Origin of the sequence: Campylobacter australis, from assembly GCF_050586305.1 — a bacterium.
Taxonomy (GTDB): domain Bacteria; phylum Campylobacterota; class Campylobacteria; order Campylobacterales; family Campylobacteraceae; genus Campylobacter_A.
In genome coordinates this window covers 122,967-142,273 of the sequence record NZ_JAXUAA010000004.1, presented here as the reverse complement: position 1 = coordinate 142,273, position 19,307 = coordinate 122,967, and the positions used below count along the sequence as shown (strand labels likewise).

General features: G+C 39.3%; 15 protein-coding genes and 1 tRNA gene. 2 read left to right on the top strand and 14 right to left on the bottom strand.

The window, feature by feature from the left end:
* Positions 1-55: 55 nt before the first annotated feature.
* The 12 genes from U5B17_RS06965 to ileS form a co-directional block, all read right to left on the bottom strand.
* Positions 56-2,275, bottom strand: coding sequence for an endonuclease MutS2 (locus U5B17_RS06965; RefSeq protein WP_430804621.1), 2,220 nt, complete (start codon positions 2,273-2,275; stop codon positions 56-58).
* Positions 2,268-2,621, bottom strand: coding sequence for a hypothetical protein (locus U5B17_RS06960; RefSeq protein ID WP_430804620.1), 354 nt, complete (start codon positions 2,619-2,621; stop codon positions 2,268-2,270). The genes U5B17_RS06965 and U5B17_RS06960 overlap by 8 nt, the downstream gene beginning before the upstream one ends.
* A 10-nt stretch (positions 2,622-2,631) precedes the next feature.
* Positions 2,632-3,081, bottom strand: coding sequence for a hypothetical protein (locus U5B17_RS06955; protein ID WP_430804619.1), 450 nt, complete (start codon positions 3,079-3,081; stop codon positions 2,632-2,634).
* A complete protein-coding gene (gene murC, locus U5B17_RS06950) occupies positions 3,081-4,388 on the bottom strand; it encodes a UDP-N-acetylmuramate--L-alanine ligase (RefSeq protein WP_430804618.1) in 1,308 nt (435 codons plus the stop codon). Before murC ends, U5B17_RS06955 begins: the two co-directional genes overlap by 1 nt.
* A 203-nt stretch (positions 4,389-4,591) precedes the next feature.
* The gene (locus U5B17_RS06945; RefSeq protein ID WP_430804617.1) at positions 4,592-5,146 is read right to left on the bottom strand and encodes a DNA-3-methyladenine glycosylase I; all 555 of its coding nucleotides are present in this window, start codon (positions 5,144-5,146) and stop codon (positions 4,592-4,594) included.
* Positions 5,139-6,575: a DUF1266 domain-containing protein gene (locus U5B17_RS06940; RefSeq protein ID WP_430804616.1), complete on the bottom strand. Its 1,437-nt coding sequence runs from the start codon at positions 6,573-6,575 to the stop codon at positions 5,139-5,141. Before U5B17_RS06940 ends, U5B17_RS06945 begins: the two co-directional genes overlap by 8 nt.
* Positions 6,572-7,384, bottom strand: coding sequence for a carbon-nitrogen hydrolase family protein (locus tag U5B17_RS06935; RefSeq protein WP_430804615.1), 813 nt, complete (start codon positions 7,382-7,384; stop codon positions 6,572-6,574). The genes U5B17_RS06940 and U5B17_RS06935 overlap by 4 nt, the downstream gene beginning before the upstream one ends.
* Positions 7,377-7,562 (bottom strand): exodeoxyribonuclease VII small subunit, encoded by a 186-nt coding sequence (gene xseB, locus U5B17_RS06930; RefSeq protein WP_430804614.1) that lies wholly within the window; start codon positions 7,560-7,562, stop codon positions 7,377-7,379. The genes U5B17_RS06935 and xseB overlap by 8 nt, the downstream gene beginning before the upstream one ends.
* Positions 7,555-8,673, bottom strand: coding sequence for a homoserine O-acetyltransferase MetX (gene metX, locus U5B17_RS06925; protein ID WP_430804613.1), 1,119 nt, complete (start codon positions 8,671-8,673; stop codon positions 7,555-7,557). The genes xseB and metX overlap by 8 nt, the downstream gene beginning before the upstream one ends.
* Complete coding sequence (gene guaB, locus U5B17_RS06920; RefSeq protein WP_430804612.1) at positions 8,673-10,121, bottom strand: IMP dehydrogenase; 1,449 nt, start codon at positions 10,119-10,121, stop codon at positions 8,673-8,675. Before guaB ends, metX begins: the two co-directional genes overlap by 1 nt.
* A gap of 4 nt (positions 10,122-10,125) precedes the next feature.
* A complete protein-coding gene (gene gatA, locus U5B17_RS06915; protein WP_430804611.1) occupies positions 10,126-11,484 on the bottom strand; it encodes an Asp-tRNA(Asn)/Glu-tRNA(Gln) amidotransferase subunit GatA in 1,359 nt (452 codons plus the stop codon).
* Between the two features lie 96 nt (positions 11,485-11,580).
* Positions 11,581-14,337: an isoleucine--tRNA ligase gene (ileS, locus tag U5B17_RS06910; RefSeq protein WP_430804610.1), complete on the bottom strand. Its 2,757-nt coding sequence runs from the start codon at positions 14,335-14,337 to the stop codon at positions 11,581-11,583.
* A 319-nt stretch (positions 14,338-14,656) separates the two neighbouring features.
* On the opposite strand from ileS, the gene U5B17_RS06905 reads away from it, so the two are divergent.
* Positions 14,657-17,383 carry an autotransporter domain-containing protein gene (locus tag U5B17_RS06905; RefSeq protein ID WP_430804609.1) on the top strand — a complete coding sequence of 909 codons (2,727 nt, stop codon included), beginning with the start codon at positions 14,657-14,659 and terminating at the stop codon, positions 17,381-17,383.
* A gap of 158 nt (positions 17,384-17,541) precedes the next feature.
* Positions 17,542-18,636: a CinA family protein gene (locus U5B17_RS06900; RefSeq protein ID WP_430804608.1), complete on the top strand. Its 1,095-nt coding sequence runs from the start codon at positions 17,542-17,544 to the stop codon at positions 18,634-18,636.
* Positions 18,637-18,669: 33 nt separating this feature from the next.
* Here the strand turns inward: U5B17_RS06900 and U5B17_RS06895 are convergent, their stop codons facing one another.
* Positions 18,670-19,047: a rhodanese-like domain-containing protein gene (locus U5B17_RS06895; protein WP_430804607.1), complete on the bottom strand. Its 378-nt coding sequence runs from the start codon at positions 19,045-19,047 to the stop codon at positions 18,670-18,672.
* Between the two features lie 128 nt (positions 19,048-19,175).
* A tRNA-Arg gene (locus tag U5B17_RS06890) sits at positions 19,176-19,249 on the bottom strand.
* Positions 19,250-19,307 lie beyond the last annotated feature (58 nt).

The following is a 19,307-nucleotide window of genomic DNA, read 5'->3' as shown; positions in this document are numbered from 1 at the left end:
ATTATATTATAGCACCTTTTAACTGAAAATTTAAATTTTTCTTCAAATTAGACATTTAAAGTCGTACAATCTTTGCACCAAAGCCACCTTGATTAGGCGGAGCGTCGCTAAATCCTTTCACGCTCGGATGGGATTTTAAGAAATTTTTAACCGCCCATGCAAGCCTTCCAGTGCCAATACCATGGAAAATTTGAACCTCATCAAATCCCATAACTAGGCTATCTGAGATAAATTTATCCAGTCGCTCTATCGCCTCATCAGCCCTAAGTCCGTGCAGATCTAGCACGACACTAGCACTCGTTGGCTTTTGCACGCTTAGTTTTACGGCTGGCTTTGGCAGGACGACTGGGGCGCCATTTTTTTGCAACGCAGAAAGCGGCAAGCGTAATCTGATGCCTTCACTAATAATAACCGCTTCATCTTTTGCGATACTTTGAACAATGCCTTTTACATTGCCATATTTTACATTATCGCCTACTTTTAGCTCCTCAAATTTCTCAGATCGTGGCTTTTGAATGGCACTTTTGCTCTCGTGGGCTTTGTTTATGGCTCGTTGCTTCTCTTTTGTATCTTTTAAATTTACAGCTCTTTTAGCCTCATTTATAGCGTTAAAATACTCCCTTTCAAGACGGCTAACAATGCCATCAATGCGTCGTTGCTCACGCTCTTTTTGCTCTTTTAACTCCTCAATCAAGCTTGCTAGCTTGCGCTCTTTTTTGCCGACTTCATCAAGCTCTTCTTTTAGTTTGCTCTCCAAATTTAGCGTTTTTGTAATGATATCATTTAAATTTTCTTTCTCAAGTCCGTAAATTTGCTTTGCATCAGCAACTAAATTTACTGGTATACCATATCTTTGCGCTGTTTCAAAAGCGTAAGACTTACCTATAGTGCCCTTTAAAAACTCAAATTTCGGTCGCTGTGCCATCTCATCATAAAGCGCAGCGACTAGCTCAACCTCGTCGTTTTTAGAAAGTAACATCGCAAGGCGTTTGTGGTGAGTTGTGATGATAAGCTTTATATCCTGCGCTATGAGTCGCTCGATAATGACGCCATAAAGGCTAGCAGCTTCTTCAAAGTCTGTTCCAAGCTCTATCTCATCAACGCCGATAAGTAGCGACTTTTTGTTAAAAAGCTTTGAAAAATGAAGCATCCTTCCCGCAAATGTTGAGATGTCATTTCGCACATTTTGAGGATCTTCAATAATCGCGTCAAATTCTTTAAAAGTGCCTATTTTAGAGCCTTTGGGATTAATAGCAAATGGCAAAATATACTTAGCCAAAAAACTTGCCGTGATGATGGATTTTAAAAGCATAGACTTTCCACCAGCATTTACACCAGTTATTAAAAACACCTTTTTACTAAAATTTACGCTCACACGCTTTGGATTTTTAAGCGCTGGATGAGCAAATTCATTTAGTATAATATCGCTTGAATTATCACTTAAAATAAAATTAAAATCAGCCCTTTTAGCCATCATTACGCGCGCCTGATAGGCGTCAAACTGATCAAATGCACCGTTTATAAATTTCAAAAACAAAAGCGACTTTGACATCGTAAGGCTTAGGCGCTTGCAGTGCTCATAAATAATCTCTTCGCGCCTATCCAAAAGCTCACTTTGCTCCTTTTTTAGCCGCTCGATCGCACTTGGAGTTACATAAAAATACCCACTTGAGCTTCGAGCTATCACAACACCTTTTAAAGCGTGATTAAAGCCACCGCGCACGAGTAGCGCTTCTTGCGAGTTTATAAAATGCACCTGTGTATCAACAAGATATGGAGTGATGCTTTTTGAGTAAATAATGTGCTTTAGCTCACTTTCTATCTGCTGTTTTTTGCTAGCAAAAGCTATCTTTAAAGCACCAAATCGCTCATCTACACTATCTTTAAACTCACCGTCCTTGTTAAAACTACCCGCAAGCTCACTCATCGGTGCTGGGATCTCGATCTTTGCAAGCCACTCGCCAAGCTTACCATCAAATCCAAGCGAACGAAGATAGGCAAAATAGTTTAAAATTTTAGCAAATTCATATATCTCGCTGATATGAAGCACTGCTTGCTTGCTAAGTCTAGCCAGCGCATCATCAAGATTTGCACTCTTGGCTGGAGCGTTAAATTCGCGCCTTGAAAGCTCGGTGATCTTTTGAAAGTGTATCTTGCTATCTCCAGCTAAAAAAAGTGGCTTATCTCTGGCTAAAAATGAGCCAAATTTCTCAAAATACTCTCCCAGATCAAGCTTTGCTATAATTGCTTCAAGCTTGTTTTCTTGCTCACTCACTTGCTAGCTCACAATCTGAAATTTTAACAATAACACCATTTAACTCTATAAATTCACGCTTTGGCATAAAGCAAGCTGTGCCAAATTCATAATTAAATTTATCCATACTGACACTTTTATCGCTACAAATTAGAGTTTTGCCTTGATGAAACGCACTTAAAAGCTGAGCGACTTGGCTTTCGCGCTCGCTAACGCCACTTTCATAGATGTAAGCAAATATACCACCACAAAGCAAAACCGCTGTTATTACAGCCTTTGCTTTGCGACTTATGTTTTCATCTTTTATCATCCAAATGGCCGCCAAAAACAGCAAAATTCCAACGAAAAATACTATCTCACGCATCATCTCTAACCCCTCATAAAAGACCAAACTCGATCAAAATTTCTTTATATATGGCTGGCTTAGCTTGCATTTTAGCGATGATATGCTCTTTAACGCCCTGCGCTTGCTCTTGTGTAAGCAGAAATTTTACCGCCAGATAAGTTGCCTCTGGCAACATGAGTAAAATTTGCTCTGTGCTAAGCTTTTGGCTTCTTGCAAGTGCAATATTTATATCTTTTTTGTTAAGTTTTATAAGATTTGTGATCTGTGCTGGCAAAAGCCTTTTTGTTTTTATAATCTCTAAAATTTTACCTTCATTTTGTACAGCAAAATTTTCTAAAATTTCAGTTTCATCACTTGTTAGTTCGGCTGAAATTTGCGCATTATCTACGGCGGTTTTTTCTGGCAGGCTATCGTGAGCGATCACATCCAAATTGGCATTTGCAAGCTCGCTTGTGCGTGCTTGATCTAAAATTTCATCCATTAAAATCCTCCGCGAAGTTGTACGCTGATATCACCAGCACCAAACCCTATCACAAGCCCATCTGCTAGGCGGTTTTTCACGCCAAATTCATCGGTAAATTCTATCCCATCCTCAACGCGCTCAACGCGCTCAGTAAATATCGCGTTATACTCCTTAAATTCCGATTTCATATCGATTGTTATCGGCACTTCGCCTGCGGCATAAACTGGCAAGATCACAAGCTCATCAACACCACTAAAACACTCTTTAAAGCCCTGTAAATTCGCACTTAGGCGTGTATAACGGTGTGGCTGAAAGACAGCGACCACACGAGAAAGTCCAAGCAGTTTTGCATATTCAAACGCTGAAGAAAGTGTGGCTTTTATCTCGGTTGGATGGTGTGCGTAGTCATCGATAAGCACGAAATTTGAACTTGCCGAAAGTATGTCAAAACGCTTTTTAATACCTTTGTAGCCAGCGAAATTTTGTTTAACTTGTTTTAGTGAAATTTCATCCAGTGCCGCAAGTATAGCAAGACTAGCGTCAATGGCTATATGCTTACCCATACCATACGCCTCAAAACGCCCAAGATGCTTAAGGTTAAAGCTAGTATATGGCTGATAATCTCGCACAACCATCGTCATATCAGTAATATCCGTGCTTGGGTAAAGTCGGATCGCATCAAGCTTTAGCGTGCTTAAAAACTCATCTTCAGCATTTATTACGCGCACCTTCGCACGCTCCAAAAAGCCACGATACGCCGCATAAAATTTCTCAATGTCATAGTCATAATGCTCCATATGTTCAGGTTCAGCATTTGTGACGATAGCTAGATATGGGTTTGAGTTTAAAAAGCTGCTATCGCTTTCATCGGCTTCAAAGACGACATTCTCACTTGGAGCGTAGCGCATATTTGAGCCAAACTGCTTTGAAACGGCACCGATGATAGCTGAGCCCTCGATAAGACTTGATAGCATCGCACTGGTCGTACTCTTGCCATGTGCACCAGCGACTGAAAAGACCTTTTTATCATTTAGAACAAATGGCAAAATTTCCTTACGCGAATAGCACTGGATATTTTTGGCTTTTGCCGTGCTAAGCTCGATATTATCTGGCTTAATAGCAGCTGAATAAACCACAAAATCTTGATCTTTGATCGCCTCAGCACAATGTGGCGTTATAACCTCTATCCCCTCAGCTCTTAGCTCCTGTGTAGTCTTGCTCTCTTTAATGTCTGAGCCGCTTATAGTATATCCCTTTTCGTTTAAAAATCTTGCGATTGCGCTGATGCCTATGCCACCAATGCCAATAAAATGAACTTTTTTCAAATTCTTGCCTTTTTAAATTTTTATATATTTTAGCTAAAATTTGCTTATAAAAAGGTGTTATCGCACAAGACTGGTGTCTGGAGTTGCAAAGTTACTAACATTGAAGTGCTATAAGAGCAACACCATAGGTTGTGATAATGTGAGCGTTTAGTTAAACTAGGAAAATTTGCCTAGAACGCAAGCATTTTAATAAAGCAAAACAACTAAGCCTTACGAAAACAATACTGCAAATGATCATCGATCACACCAATAGCCTGCAAAAGCGCATAAACACTCGTGCTACCTAAAAATTTAAATCCGCGTTTTTTCATATCTTTAGCAACCATGTCGCTTAATGGTGTTTTGGCTGGAATTTGCGAAATTTCGCTGTAGTGATTTATGATTTGCTTGCCACCAACAAAGCCCCAGATATACTCATAAAAGCTACCAAATTCACGCTGAACCGCCAAAAATGCGCGTGCATTTGCGCTAAGGCTTGCTAGCTTTAGGCGGTTTTTAATGATGCCGTCACACTTTAAAAGTTCAGAAATTTTGGTATCATCATAAAGGGCTAAAATTTCAGGGCAAAAGCCATCAAACGCCACCCTCATCGCCTCACGCTTTTTAAGCACTATATGCCAGCTAAGCCCAGCCTGCATAGCTTCAAGCACGATATACTCAAACAAGGCTCGCTCATCGCGCGTGATCACACCCCACTCGTTGTCATGATACGCGCGATAAAGATCGTCCTTTTCGCACCACTCACAACGCCTAAACATATGCTTTTTTTAAGCTAGCAAATGCCGATTTTACCGTATCCATAATATATAAAATCTCATCTTTATTGCTTTTGCTTAGATTGTGCTCTTTTGAGTATTCTGCAGTATCAAAGTCAAGCTTTAAATCAGGGTTTTTGCTATAACGCAACACCACGCTTAAGCTATCTTCAAACTCCGCATCAAGCTCAACCTTACTCCACGGTGTTGCGACTAGCTTTTTGCCAAAAATTAATAAAACGCCCTTAAACGAATAGATTGCCTTATTTGTTATCAGATAATCACCCAGCTGTGTTAGCATCAAAAGCGGAACTTCATCGCTTGCAAGCGTTAGCTTCGCCTTATCGCAAAAATTTCTTACACGCTTAAAAAATGTGTCATCATCGTCGCCAAGCTCACGAAGCGGAGTATATACATCATAACCACTTGCCAAACTATCAAGAGCATTTTGCTTAAGAATGAAGTGGAAATTTTGATAATACTCATCAAGACAAACTTTAAGCATCTGCATATCAAAGCCGTATTGACTAACTCTATCTTTAGCAAATTCATAAAGCTCTTGCATTGATTTTTTTAGCTCATCTATTTCTGCATTGTCTATGAAATTTTGTGTGATTTTTATGATGTTTTGCTTTTGCTTGTCTAAATTTTCAGCCCATATGCCACTTGCTTTAAATACATCAAATGGTGCATTTGCAAGGATATAAAATGTCTTTGCATGCTCGCAAACACTCTCTTTAAAGCTCGTTTTATCATCTAAAAACATAAATGCCCTGCCAAGCAAACAACTAGCCGCATACTCATCAAACGAACCAAAAACATCAAGCGCGCTTTTTGTATATTTATCATATAACTCGCAAAACTCATCGTAGTCTATATAGCCTAGAGCAAATGAATTTGTAGCAATCTGAAGCATCCTAGCGATATCAAAGGCATATGTTGTGCTTTTTGGTGCATAGGCAAAAACATCTTGCATTTGAGTAAGGTATTGTTTTAGCCTTTCGTTACACACACCTGCATCGTCATAAAACGATCCAGCTATCTCACTTCTAAAATCGTCATAAAACCCATCAGCACTAGTATCGATGCTAAAAATTTTAAAAGCTTCCTTAATACTATCATCACTTAAATAATTGTTTGAAAACTCATCAAATTTCATCTGAAAAAACACACTTCCCAGACTAGAATATGCACTGTAAATTATGCTTAAATGTGGTGCTGTGTTTTCAAACTCAAAAATATCATCCTTGCTAGATACGCCATAATACTCATGTAAATTTTGCGCTATCTCTTGAAGTTTTTCAGGGCTAAAACTTTCAACAATACTAAAAAACCTCTCCTTATAATGCTCATCTGAAAAATACAAAATATCAAGCCCACTGGCACGATAAATCATCTGAAAGATGTTTGTATTGCTAAAATTTATATTCACTTTTGTTCCTTTAATCTGTTCTTTATAGCATTAAAGTCCCAAATCGACCTTTGAGCTAAAAGCTCTTTATTATCCACATTGCATATTAAAATTTCCTCCTCATCACCAAGCCTATTTTGGATTTCTCCAAGCGCATCACACATAAAGCTGTCACCATAAAATTTCCACGCATCAGCCTCTTTGGTGCCTTTTGGTTTATGCGTACCGATGCGATTTGCTCGCAGGATATAAATACCATGAGTAAGCGCGCGAAGCCGTAAAAGCTCCTCCCATCGAGCGTTGCTATCAAATGTGCTTGCTGTTGGAACTAGTAAAACATCGATTTTTTTCTTGGCAAGAGCTGCAAAGCTAGCGTCAAAATAAGCCTCAAAACCAAACATTGCGCCGATTTTAAGCTCTTCGTATTTAAACACAAACGGCTTGATCTCATCATTTTTATTAGCAAAAAATTTAGCCTCATTCCAGTGGGCGTAAGGCATCAAAATTTGCTGCTCGTTAAATTTATAAACCCCATTTGAAAACTTTGCAATGCCCTTTAGTGCACCCTTTGCGCTATAAGTTACAAGCGGAGCGATGATAGTTAGGTCATATTTTTTACTAAGTTCGGTTAGGCTCTTTTTCTTCTCATCACTTTGCTGTTTAATGATATTTTTTGGCATATTTTCAAGCTCTTTAAAGAAGCTATTTAAAACATATTCGCCAAGCACCACAAGGTGTGCGCCACGATCTTTGCAAATTTTAAGGTAGTAATCAAGCCTTGCCTCGCTTAAAGGCAGGGTCGGCAACTGCAAAATGGCTATCTTACTCATCGACTTGCTCTATGCTAAGTTTTGCATTCTCAAGCATCGCTCTAGCTTCGTCAAGTAGGGCTTTTCCTTGTTTGTGTAGGGCAAGGCTCTCTTGTAAATTTAGCTCATCTTTATCAAGTTTAGCCAAGATTTCTTCAGCCATTTTTATCTTTGTTTCAAAGCTTTGCTCTTCACTCATCTACTCTCCTTTTTAAAATTTCTCTCACATTTGCTTCAAATTTTGGCACTTCAACCAAAAACGCATCGTGCCCATAGTCGCTGTCAATCTCGATATATTCGCACTTTTTTTCTCGCCCCATACCACAAAGCGTATCATAAATTTCACGCATACAGCTTGGAGGAAAAAGCAAATCCCCACTAAAACTAATCAAACTAAGATGTGCGCGTATCGGCGAAAGTGCGTCTGAAAGGCTATCGTAGTGGCGCGTACAGTCAAAGATATTCATCATCTTTATAATGTAAAGATAGCTTAGCGGATCAAAGCGTCTTGGAAAACCATAGCCATTATACTCCATGTAAGTATCGACTAAAAACCTTCCAAAAAGCTCGTAAAGTCCATCTGTTTGGGCATAGTTACGACCAAATTTTTCATCCATGGAGCTTGGGCTTAAAAAGCTTATATGCCCAGCCATACGACCATATGCAAGTCCGTTTAGTCCGTGCTTTTGTATCAAATTCTCATCATAGTTGCCATTATTAAACATCGGATCGTTTTTAATGGCTTCTGTTGCAATTTTATTAAATGCAATCGCCCACGCCTTGGTCTGATATGTGCTAGCCATAATGATGATACGCTTGGCAAATTGAGCAAATTCGATCGCAAAGCAAAGCGCTTGCATGCCTCCTAAGCTTCCACCGATAACCGCGTGAGCGCGCTCTATGCCAAGCTCATTAAACAATCTCATCTGCGCCTTTACAACATCGCTTATCGTAAGAACTGGAAAATTTAACCGATACTGCTTGCCACTACTTGGCTCAACGCTAAGCGGTGAGGTTGAGCCATAACAAGAGCCTAAAATACTAACACAAATCACAAAATACTGCTGTGTATCTACCGCCTTATTATCGCCAATAAGATCATCCCACCAGCCAGCCCTACTCTCGCCCTCGTAACGCCCAGCAGCATGATGACTTCCTGTTAAAGCATGGCAAATCACTATGACATTGCTTTTGTCAGCATTTAACTTGCCGTAAGTTTCATAAACTAGCTCAAATTCTGGCAAAATTCGACCGCTCTCAAGATAGAGCGGTTCATAAAATTTTCGTCTGCCAGTTTTTAATGAAAGCATTAATTTACTTTATAGTTCGGCGCTTCTTGCGTTATAACAACATCATGAACATGACTTTCTTTTAGTCCTGCACTTGTAATCTCAACAAACTCAGCCCTCTCCCAAAGTGTTGGTATATCTTTTGAACCCATGTATCCCATTGAACTCCTAAGCCCACCAACTAGCTGATGGATAACATCTTTCATACTACCAGCAAATGGCACCCTGCCCTCAATACCCTCTGGCACCAGCTTATCTTGGGCTGTGCCTTCTTGAAAATAGCGATCAGAACTGCCTTTTGTCATCGCACCGATACTCCCCATGCCTCGGTAGCCCTTATACTGGCGACCTTGGAATGTTATGATCTCGCCCGGCGTCTCCTCGCAACCTGCCAGCAAACTACCCGCCATAACGCAACTAGCCCCAGCAGCAAGTGCTTTTGCTACATCGCCTGAATATTTTATACCGCCATCTGCTATGATTGGTATATCATATTTTCTAGCCTCTTGCGAACACTCATCAACAGCAAAAACTTGCGGAACGCCAACACCTGCAACTATACGAGTAGTGCAAATAGATCCTGGTCCGATGCCTACTTTTATGCCGTCTGCACCAGCCTCGGCTAGGTCTTTAACGGCTACTGGATTGGCGATATTTCCAACAACTACATCAACAGTAAATTTTGCTTTTATCTCTTTTAATGTATCTATAATGCCTTTTGAATGTCCATGTGCTGAGTCCATGACGATGACATCTACACCAGCATTCACAAGAGCTTCAACCCTATCAAGCTGACCTACGCCAACCGCTGCTGCTACACGCAAGCGACCATATGCATCTTTGTTTGCATTTGGATACTCTTTGCGCTTTTTAAGGTCTTTGATCGTGATAAGTCCATCAAGTCTACCGTCTTTATCGATGATGGGGAGCTTTTCTACTCTATTTTGACTAAAAATTTTTTCAGCATCATCAAGCGTGCAGCCCTTTGGTGCCGTGATAAGAGGAGCTTTAGTCATACGCTCTTTGACTAAAGTTGATTTATTTGTTTCAAAACGCAGATCTCGGTTGGTTAAAATTCCTATCAATTTATGCTCGCTATCAACCACTGGAACACCAGAAATATGCAGCTCAGACATCAAATTTAAAGCATCACCGACAGTAGCATCTGGGCTTATAAATATAGGATCTATGATGACGCCGCTTTCACTCTTTTTAACGCGCCTTACCTCTTTTGCCTGGCTTTGGATGTCCATATTTTTATGTATAACTCCGATACCTCCAAGCCTTGCCATCATGATAGCAGCACGGTGTTCAGTTACTGTGTCCATGGCTGCTGATACGATCGGGATATTTAAAGTTACATTTTTACTAAAACGAGTGGCTACGCTCACCTCTTTTGGTAAAATTTCGCTGTATTGTGGCACCAACAGTACATCGTCAAATGTCAAAGCTCTTTTTGCTACTTTCATCGTTTTATCCTTTTATTAAATTTTCCAAGCTATATGCGCCGTCTATCACGCCCTGCTCATCATAAGCCCTACCGATCAGCTGAGCTGAGATGTTTAACCCATTTGTATCCTTGCTAACAGGCACCGAGATGGCTGGAAGCCCAGCAAGATTAACGCTTATAGTATAAATATCACTCAAATACGCAGTCAAAGGATCTTTCATCGCTCCAAATTTTGGCGCTGTGGTTGGTGAAACTGGCATAAAGATAAGATCATTATCAGCTAAAATTTTCTCATACTGCGCCTTGATATGCGCTCTAGCCTTTTGTGCTTTAATGTAATAGGCATCGTAATATCCGCTACTTAGAACGAAAGTTCCAAGCAATATTCGTCTCTTTACCTCTTCTCCAAAGCCTTCAGAGCGGCTATTTAGATATAACTCTTTTAAATTTTTAGCTTCTGCTCTGCGCCCATAACGAACGCCGTCGTAGCGACTTAAATTTGCACTAGCCTCGGCGGTTGCGATAATGTAGTAGGTCGCAACATCGTATTTTGAGTCTTCTAAATTCGCATAAGTTATCTTGTGCCCATTTGATTTTAAAATTTCCACTGCCTTTAAAAGGGCGTTTTTTGTCTCATAGCTTGCGTTATTTACATAGTTTTCTATCACGCAGATATTTAGCTTTCTACTTGAGTTTATCTTATCGGCAATACTTTCATGAGTTAAATTTACACTCGTGCTATCACGCTCATCATGCCCTGCGATGATGTCGTAAAGTATCGCCGCATCCTCTACATTTTGCGTTATCGGTCCTATCTGATCTAGCGAACTTGAGTAAGCACCCAAGCCATATCGGCTCACTCTGCCGTAAGTTGGCTTAAAGCCCACGCAGCCACAAAATGCCGCTGGCTGGCGGATAGAGCCACCTGTATCTGAGCCAAGTGCCGCTACCGCAAGCCCTGCTGCCACTGCAGCTGCAGAGCCACCAGAGCTACCGCCAGGAACATGAGCATGGTTTAGCGGATTTAGCGTGTTACCATAAAAGCTGCTTTCAGTCGTACTTCCCATCGCAAACTCATCCATATTTGTTCTACCAAATGGCGATAAATTCGCAGCCAGCATCTTTTCGATGACACTTGCGTTATAAGGTGCGACATAGCCTTGCAAAATTTTTGAAGCAGAAGTTATCGCCCAGTCTTTAACTTGTATATTATCTTTTATCGCCACAGGCACGCCCTCGCCAAGCTTTGCTAGCGGTAAATTTGCCAACTGCTCAACATACGCACCAAGCTCTTTTTGTGCAAAAATTTTTGTCTCAAGCTCCGCGCGTAGATTTTTTATCTCCTCGGCGGAGAGCTTTAAAGCCTCTTTTAAAGTTATCATCTATTATCCTTAAATTTATTTACAAAAACTATTCCGATCGCGGTCACAACGCATACCACAACTATCGTCGCTACAATAAATGAGAAATTTATAGGCTCACTTAGCACTTAAAACCTCATCGCATCTTGCACAGACACTATCTTCGTTAGTAGAGTTGCATTTCCAGCATCTTGGACATTTGTGTGCGTCACTTAACACTATTTTAAATTTCTCACCATCTATCTCAAACTCGCAAAGTGCCTCTTTTTCGTCAAATTTTCCAACTGAGCTAACCATATAAATATCAGCTACCTCGTCAAGATCATAGCCCAAAATTCGCTCACAAGTAGTTTGTATCACAAGTTCTAGTGTAGTTTTTATCTTTTTATCTTTTTTAAGCGCATCGATAAGCTCGAAAAATTTCTCACGACTTGCAAAAAGCAGCTCATCATCAAAATTCTCATCAAATTTTATCGGCTCATAAACTAGATCAAACGCATCATTTGCGCCGTTTTTAACGATATTTGGCGCATACTCCATAACCTCATCTATAGTATAAGTAAGCGTTGGAGCGATGAGTGGTAAAAGCGAGCGAGTTATAAGAGCCATCGCAGTTTGCGCGCTTTTGCGTCTTTTGTCATCTTTTGCATCACAGTAAAGGCGATCTTTGCAAACATCAAGATAAATTCCACTCAAATCAGCCGATAAGAAATTTAGTAAAATGTTAAAGCCTTTTGAAAAATCATAGCTTTTAAAGCACTTTTCGCACTCGTCAAACGCCTTTTTAGCGCGCGCAAGTATCCATCTGTCAAGCAAGGTAAATTCTACCGAAAGGCTATTTAAATCATTTACATTTGCGAGCAAAAAGCGTATGGTGTTGCGAATTTTTCGGTACTGCTCGCTTACTTGCTTTAAAATTCCATCGCTGATTTTAAGATCACTTGAATAATCGCTTAACCCAACCCAAAGGCGTAAAATTTCAACACCAAAGCTCTTTGCAACATCTTGCGGAGCTACGACATTGCCTTTTGATTTGCTCATCTTTTCGCCGTTTTGATCAACTGTAAAGCCGTGTGTTAAGATGCTTTTATACGGTGCTTTTGAATTTACAGCCGTACTTACTAAAAGTGAGCTTTGAAACCAGCCACGATGCTGATCTGAACCCTCCAGATACATACCTGATGGATACTCGCCAGCATCGTAGTTGTCACTGTTTAGCACAGCTCTCCAAGTAGAGCCGCTATCAAACCAAACATCAAGTATATCCATCACTTTTTCTAAATTTTCTGGTTTGTATTTTGAGTTAGCTGGTAAAAGCTCAGACACACTTAGATCCCACCAAGCATCTGCACCCTTAACATCAAAAATTTTCGCCACATTTTCAAGTATATCAGCATCAAATATCGGCTCTTTTGTATCTTTATGCCTAAAAAACGCTATTGGCACGCCCCAGTCGCGCTGGCGAGAGATACACCAGTCTGGGCGATTTTCTATCATCGAGCCTATACGCTTTATACCAACAGCTGGATAAAATTTAACCTTTTCTAGCTCGCCAAGTGCCGTCTGGCGCAGTGTTTTTCCGTCTAGTTTAGCATCATCCATCGTGATAAACCACTGCTTTGTCGCGCGGTAGATAACTGGCTTGTGTGTTCGCCAGCAGTGCGGATATGAGTGGATAAATTTTGACGAGTGAAGCAGTGCACCACCTAGAAGCTCTAAAATTTTCTCATTTGCTTTAAAAATGTGAAGCCCAACAAATTCATCAACCACATCGTCTCTAAACAGCCCTCTAGCCTTTAGCGTAGCATCGTAACAGCCACCGTCATCAACAGGCATAATAACATCAGTTATGCCGTTTTTAAGGCAGACATAGTAGTCATCTTCGCCGTGTCCAGGCGCGGTATGCACAAGCCCTGTGCCGCCGTCCATCGTAACATGCTCGCCAGTTAAAAACAAGCTTTCTTTGCCGTTTAGTGGATTTATCGCGCTACTTCCGACCAAAATTTCAGCCCTAAATTCAGTTTTCACATCGCCGTTTGTGATGCCAAGCTTAGTTAAATTTTCCAAAAGTGGCTCAGCCAAGATAAGCCCATCAGTCGTTAAAACATAGCTTTCATTCGGGCTTAGGCTAATGGCTTGATTAGCTGGTAAAGTCCAAGGCGTAGTCGTCCATATAACAGCCCTAGCCTCGCTTACACCAAGACGAGACAAAGCCTCTTTGTCAAGCTCAAATGCCACATAAATGCTATAATCTTCTTTGTCCTCATACTCAACCTCAGCTTCAGCCAGCGCAGACTTTGCCGCCCAGCTCCAATAAACTGGCTTGCTTCGCTCAACCAAAAGTCCCCTTTTTGCGATCTCGCAAAGCGCGCGGTAGATGTCAGCTTCAAACTCAAATTTCATTGTTAAGTAAGGATTTTCAAAGTCGCCGATGATGCCAAGCATCTTAAACTCATCTCTTTGAATGTCTATAAATTCTCTAGCATGCGCGCGGCAATGCTCACGAATTTGACTCTTACTCATCGTCTTTTTCGCATCCCCTAGTTTAACCTCGACCTGCTGTTCTATCGGCAGTCCGTGGCAGTCCCAGCCTGGCACATAGCGGACATTTTCGCCAAAAAAGTAGTGAGTTTTTGTGATGATATCTTTTAAAATTTTATTTAACGCATGTCCTATATGCAGGTGTCCGTTCGCATACGGCGGTCCGTCGTGGATAGCAAAGCTTTTAGTGGCATTTTGCCTTTTTTGCTTCATTTTTTCATAAATTTTTCGCTCACCATACCATGAGGCAAGCCTAGCTGGCTCGTTTTCTGGCAGGTTACCGCGCATAGGAAATTCTGTCGTTGGAAGTAGTAAAGTCTCTTTGTAGTCCATTGATATGCCTTAGTGTTGTAAAATTTGCTGATTTTAGCTAAATTCTGGTTAAATCGCACTGAAAAGCCTTTATTTTTAAAATTTTTAACTCAATTTTATGGTTTTATATATTTATAAATTTATGTAAGCATAAGCTTTTTATAAGTTTTAATGTTCATCTATAATTTTAAACAAAAATGTCTAAAATCCATCCCAAAATTCTACAAAAAAAAAAAAACGATTTTCCCTATAAATTTAGTAAAATTTCAGTTTAGATTAAAAAAAAAAGGGGGGGGGTAGAATACTACTGTTTATTCCAATTTCATTTAAGGAGTTTGAAATGAAGATTTCAAAGATTGCTTGTGTTGCGCTTTTAAGCGCTAGTATTTCGACTGTAGCACTAGCGGATAAAGACGCTTACGAAAGTGCTGTGAAACTACAAAAAGACAAAACCAAGGCAGTTTCTAAAGTTTTAGGTGCTATCAACACCTTAAAAAGCATAGGCTCAACCACGCTTGCAAAGTGGAATGGCAAGGCTGATGCAGACTACTCTAGCGCTTTAGCTTTGGTAGAAGCGTCAAAGAAAAACGACGCAGCTACAAATAAAAAAATTTACGATGCTATGAAAATTATAGAAGACCAGCTTAAAACCATAAAAGGCAGTTCAGACTTAGAAATCAAAGGCAGTACTGACTCAAAGCTAGTTCTTGAGTCTAGTGGAGCTCTAAAACTAACCATCGCATATGCTGATAATACAGCCTTAGGTGAAACCACCATAACGCTTGACGATTTAGCAAATTCAGAAAATATCGCTAAAATGTTTGCTGAAAACAACAAAGATGTATGGGACAAATTTATAGCTGAGTTTAAAAAGGAAAACGAAAAAAATACAAAAGAAAGATCTCAAGACATAGACACAAAAGCACTTGTATATGCAAATGCAGCCGCAGGAGCCGTAGCCGACTATGACGCAAATGTAAAGCACCAAGACGCGCTAAGTAAAGCTCTTGAAAAAGATATAGCTGAGAAAAAAGCAGAAGCTGAGAAACAAACAACCATAAGAAATGAGCTAAAAGAAGCATTTGATGACGCAAAAAAGGCTATAGATGAAACTGCTAGTGACAAAGATGCAAAGATAGCAGCCTTTAACAAACTTGTAAAAAAACATGGTGTAACCTTAAAAGATGCTAATAAGGATGGGAACGCAAATATAGACAAAGATACTCCAGCAGTTGAAGCAGATTTTAGTGCAGCTAACTTATCAGACAAAATAACAAGTCTTGACACTGCTACTACAAATGCCTCTGCGGCTGCAGACGCCGATCTAAAAACTGCAAAAGAAAATTTGAAGAAATTTAACGATCATTCTTCAGACTCAACTATAGCAGAGTCTAAGCTAGCCCAGCTAGACCCTAAAACCCCTGGTACAAAAGCAAAAGAACAAGCTGATAAGGCAGAAGAACAAGCCAAATCTCAAAAAGCTTTTGATGCAAAACTTAAGGAGAAAAAAGCTGACATCGATAAAGCAGTTACTCTAACAAGCACAAAACCAGAGGATATCAAAAAACAAACACAAGCCGTAACAGAAGCCAAAAATGCTTTAACAACAGCGGCTGGTGGTGCTGATGATGCTAAGAAAAATGCGATAGCAGACGCTATCAAAGCTGGAGTACCTGTGGAAAAAGACGGCAAAAAGATCACAGAAGCCGAAGCTAAAGCTCTTGAAGCAGGAGATATAGCAGCCGTGCTTGCTGATGCTACAGATAAAACTACAAAAGCAGAAACTGCACTAAATACGGTAAATGCTGAAACAAATGACCTAGTAACTAAAAACGAAGCCTTAAAAACGGCAAATGAAGAACTAAATAAAGCAAAAGACGAGACAAAACAAGCATCAAATGCAAGAGCAAAAGCTATAGTAAAAACTCAAAATTTAAATACAAAAGAGGCTGAAGTACTAGGCTCGTTTAGCGATGCTATTTTGTCAAACGAAACTATCCAAGAAGTCATCACAAATACAGGTGTAGAAAATGTGGCAGATATCGCAAAAGACCTTACTTCATCTTTTGGAAAAAGCTCAAAAGTACTAAATAAAGGTATCTCAACTGAGATTATAAATTTCAGCACTGGCTTAGCGACAAATACACGCTTGGCAAAACTAGCCAATCCATACAATGCAGATCTAGCTCTAGCTAAGGCGATAAATGACTTAAGTGGTGAAGCATTTGCGGATAATGGCAGCAGTCTAAGTAGCATAGTAAAAGAATACACAAATCGCTTTAATAATGACAACAACCTTTGGGGTAATGTATTTGGTGGCAAAGCCAAGATAAAAGATAGTGCAAATCCAACTATCTGGGGTGTAACACTTGGTTACGATAGAGCTTTTGATAACACTATCGTGGGCGGATACTTAAACTATGCTCAGACACAAGCAAAAGATAGCCAAGTAAGACACGAGTCTGACAACTATAGCTTTGGTGTGTATTCAAGAAGCTACTTTGGTGAAAACGAGATCGACGCTAAAATCGGCTATGGCTTTGGTAAAAATGATCTTGAAAGAACAACTTTACTAGGCACAAACGAAGGCAAATACGATAGTAAATTCTTTGATGCAAGTGTTGATTATGGTTATGTATTTGGTCTAGGAGATGCTAAATTTATTAAGCCTATGCTAGGTCTTTCATATCTATATGTCAAAAATGATGGCTTTACAGATAGTGGCAAAGTACCAGTTGTGTTTAGTGCAACTTCTGCAAAAACTTTAAGTGCAAGAGCAGCAGCCGAATTTAGAGCATATGCAGATAATGGTAGCTACTTCTACATAACACCTGGCGTTGAAAGAGAGTTAAGCAAGAGCGTAGATGATCTAGGCGTACAATTTGTTGGATCAAGTAAAGGTGTAATTTTTAATGCTGACAAGAAAAAAGATACTTATTTTATGCTTAAAACTGGTGCTGAATTTAAGATCACAAATAGCCTAAGCACAAACCTAAATTTCGGTGCAAAAGCTAAATCAAAAGAGCAATACTACAATGGCACACTTGGAATTTCATACAAATTCTAAAACACAAAATGGCTAGGACTTTAAGTCTTAGCCATTTAACTAAATTTCAAAATCAAACAAAACCAACATCTTAAAATTTCTCTTACTTTGTATTTGGCTTATCAAAAAGCAAGCTTTTGGTAAATTTAAGCTATAATAGCACAATAAAAGGAGCAAAAATGAAGCATATTTTACTCATTGTGGGTGAAGACCTGCGGATAAATAAGCCGTATTTAAGCTATATTTTTGACACTTACGAGGCGCATTTTGGAGAGCTTGGGGTCGTAAAGTTTCAAAGTAAGGATAGTGAGCTACTTTTTGTTGTAGAAACTCTGGCAAAGGACTTTGAAAAAATTTGCATCTGTTGCTCGGACGAAAGTTACTCAACAATGGCAAAGATCCTCTCTACACTCTCTGGAAATGGACTTGAGCTAGTCGGCGAAACACTTGCGATAAAGGAGGCGAGTAGTGTTAAAGAAGGTAGCTTTTTGATAAAAATAAATGAGAGTCTAATAAATTTAATAAACGCCACGCCGACTAAAAAAATGGCTGAAATTTTAATGCCATTTGAGCAAGAAGTAGCGTTCTTTAGCCTTCTTGATATAGATAAAGATAGTGCAAAAATTTTACTAGATCCTGTCGCCAGCCCTTATAAAATAAATATAATCTTAAGCGAAGTATCACCTAATTTGCTTTTAATCAGATCGCAAAAGAATGATAAAAATAGTAACTTAGAGCAATTTTTACAAGCAGTTAAAAATTTATTTTCGCAAAAATTTATAGATAGTGCCAATATTTATAGTTCTGTTGCAAAAAAACTAAAAGAAAATGATAAGAGCATTACATTTGCAGAGTCTTGTACAGCTGGACTTTTAGCTAGTAAATTTGCAAGCGTTGATGGGGTTTCTAGCGTTTTTAATGGCTCACTTGTAACTTATGCAAATCACATAAAAAATGAGTGGTTAAGCGTAGATAAGGAAATTTTAAATACACATGGAGCAGTGAGTGAGGCTTGCGTGCAAGCTATGATGAGTGGGGCTTTAAGTGCAAGCAAAGCTGACTTTGCTCTAGCTGTTAGTGGCATAGCTGGTCCTAGCGGTGGAAGTGTTCAAAAACCTGTGGGAACAGTATTTGTAGGAGCTATGGCAAAAGATGGAGCACAGATTATAGAGAGACTTTTTTTAAGAGGCGATAGGGATTATATAAGAGAGCAAAGTGCCGTTATGGCTTTTACTTGTTTGCTTAGGCTAAAACCAAATTTATTTTTTAACTAAATATAGACCCTAAAAACGGGTCTATGAATAGGTTTATTTACTATAAGGGGTAGTCATATAGCCTGATTTGATAAGCAAATTCATGCCACCATCTAAATTTGTAACATTCATATCCGCTTCATCAAGCATCTGAGCAGCAGAATCAGTTCTACCACCACTTCTACAGATTATAGCAAATGGCTTAGTTATATCCACTTGTTCCTTTATAGCCTCAATAAATTTTTCTTTATCTTTACTAAAAACAATAGTTTTTGCACCATTTATAATCCCAGTATCGCGCCACTCAGCTGGAGTTCTAATATCAACTATTTGCTCAAATTTTTCGATATTTGCAGGTGTTGCTGGCAAAACATTTATCTGAGCAAACGCCCCAACTGCACAGCAAGCTGAAAATAGTAGTGTTTTTTTCATCTTTTTCCTTTAATTTTTAGGCATTTTAGCACCTTTTTATAAATAAAATTTAATCAAATTATTTACCTAAAATATTTTAAAAGAAAGAAATGAGTTTTTTGATATTTTTAAATTTAAAAAGTAAAAAGTGTCCCCAACAGGATTTGAACCTGTGGCCTCAAAATTAGGAATTTTGCGCTCTATCCAGCTGAGCTATGAGGACAAATTTAGAATTTTAATACAAATTTAAAACCCAAAAGGCTTTAAATTTAAAAAGCCGC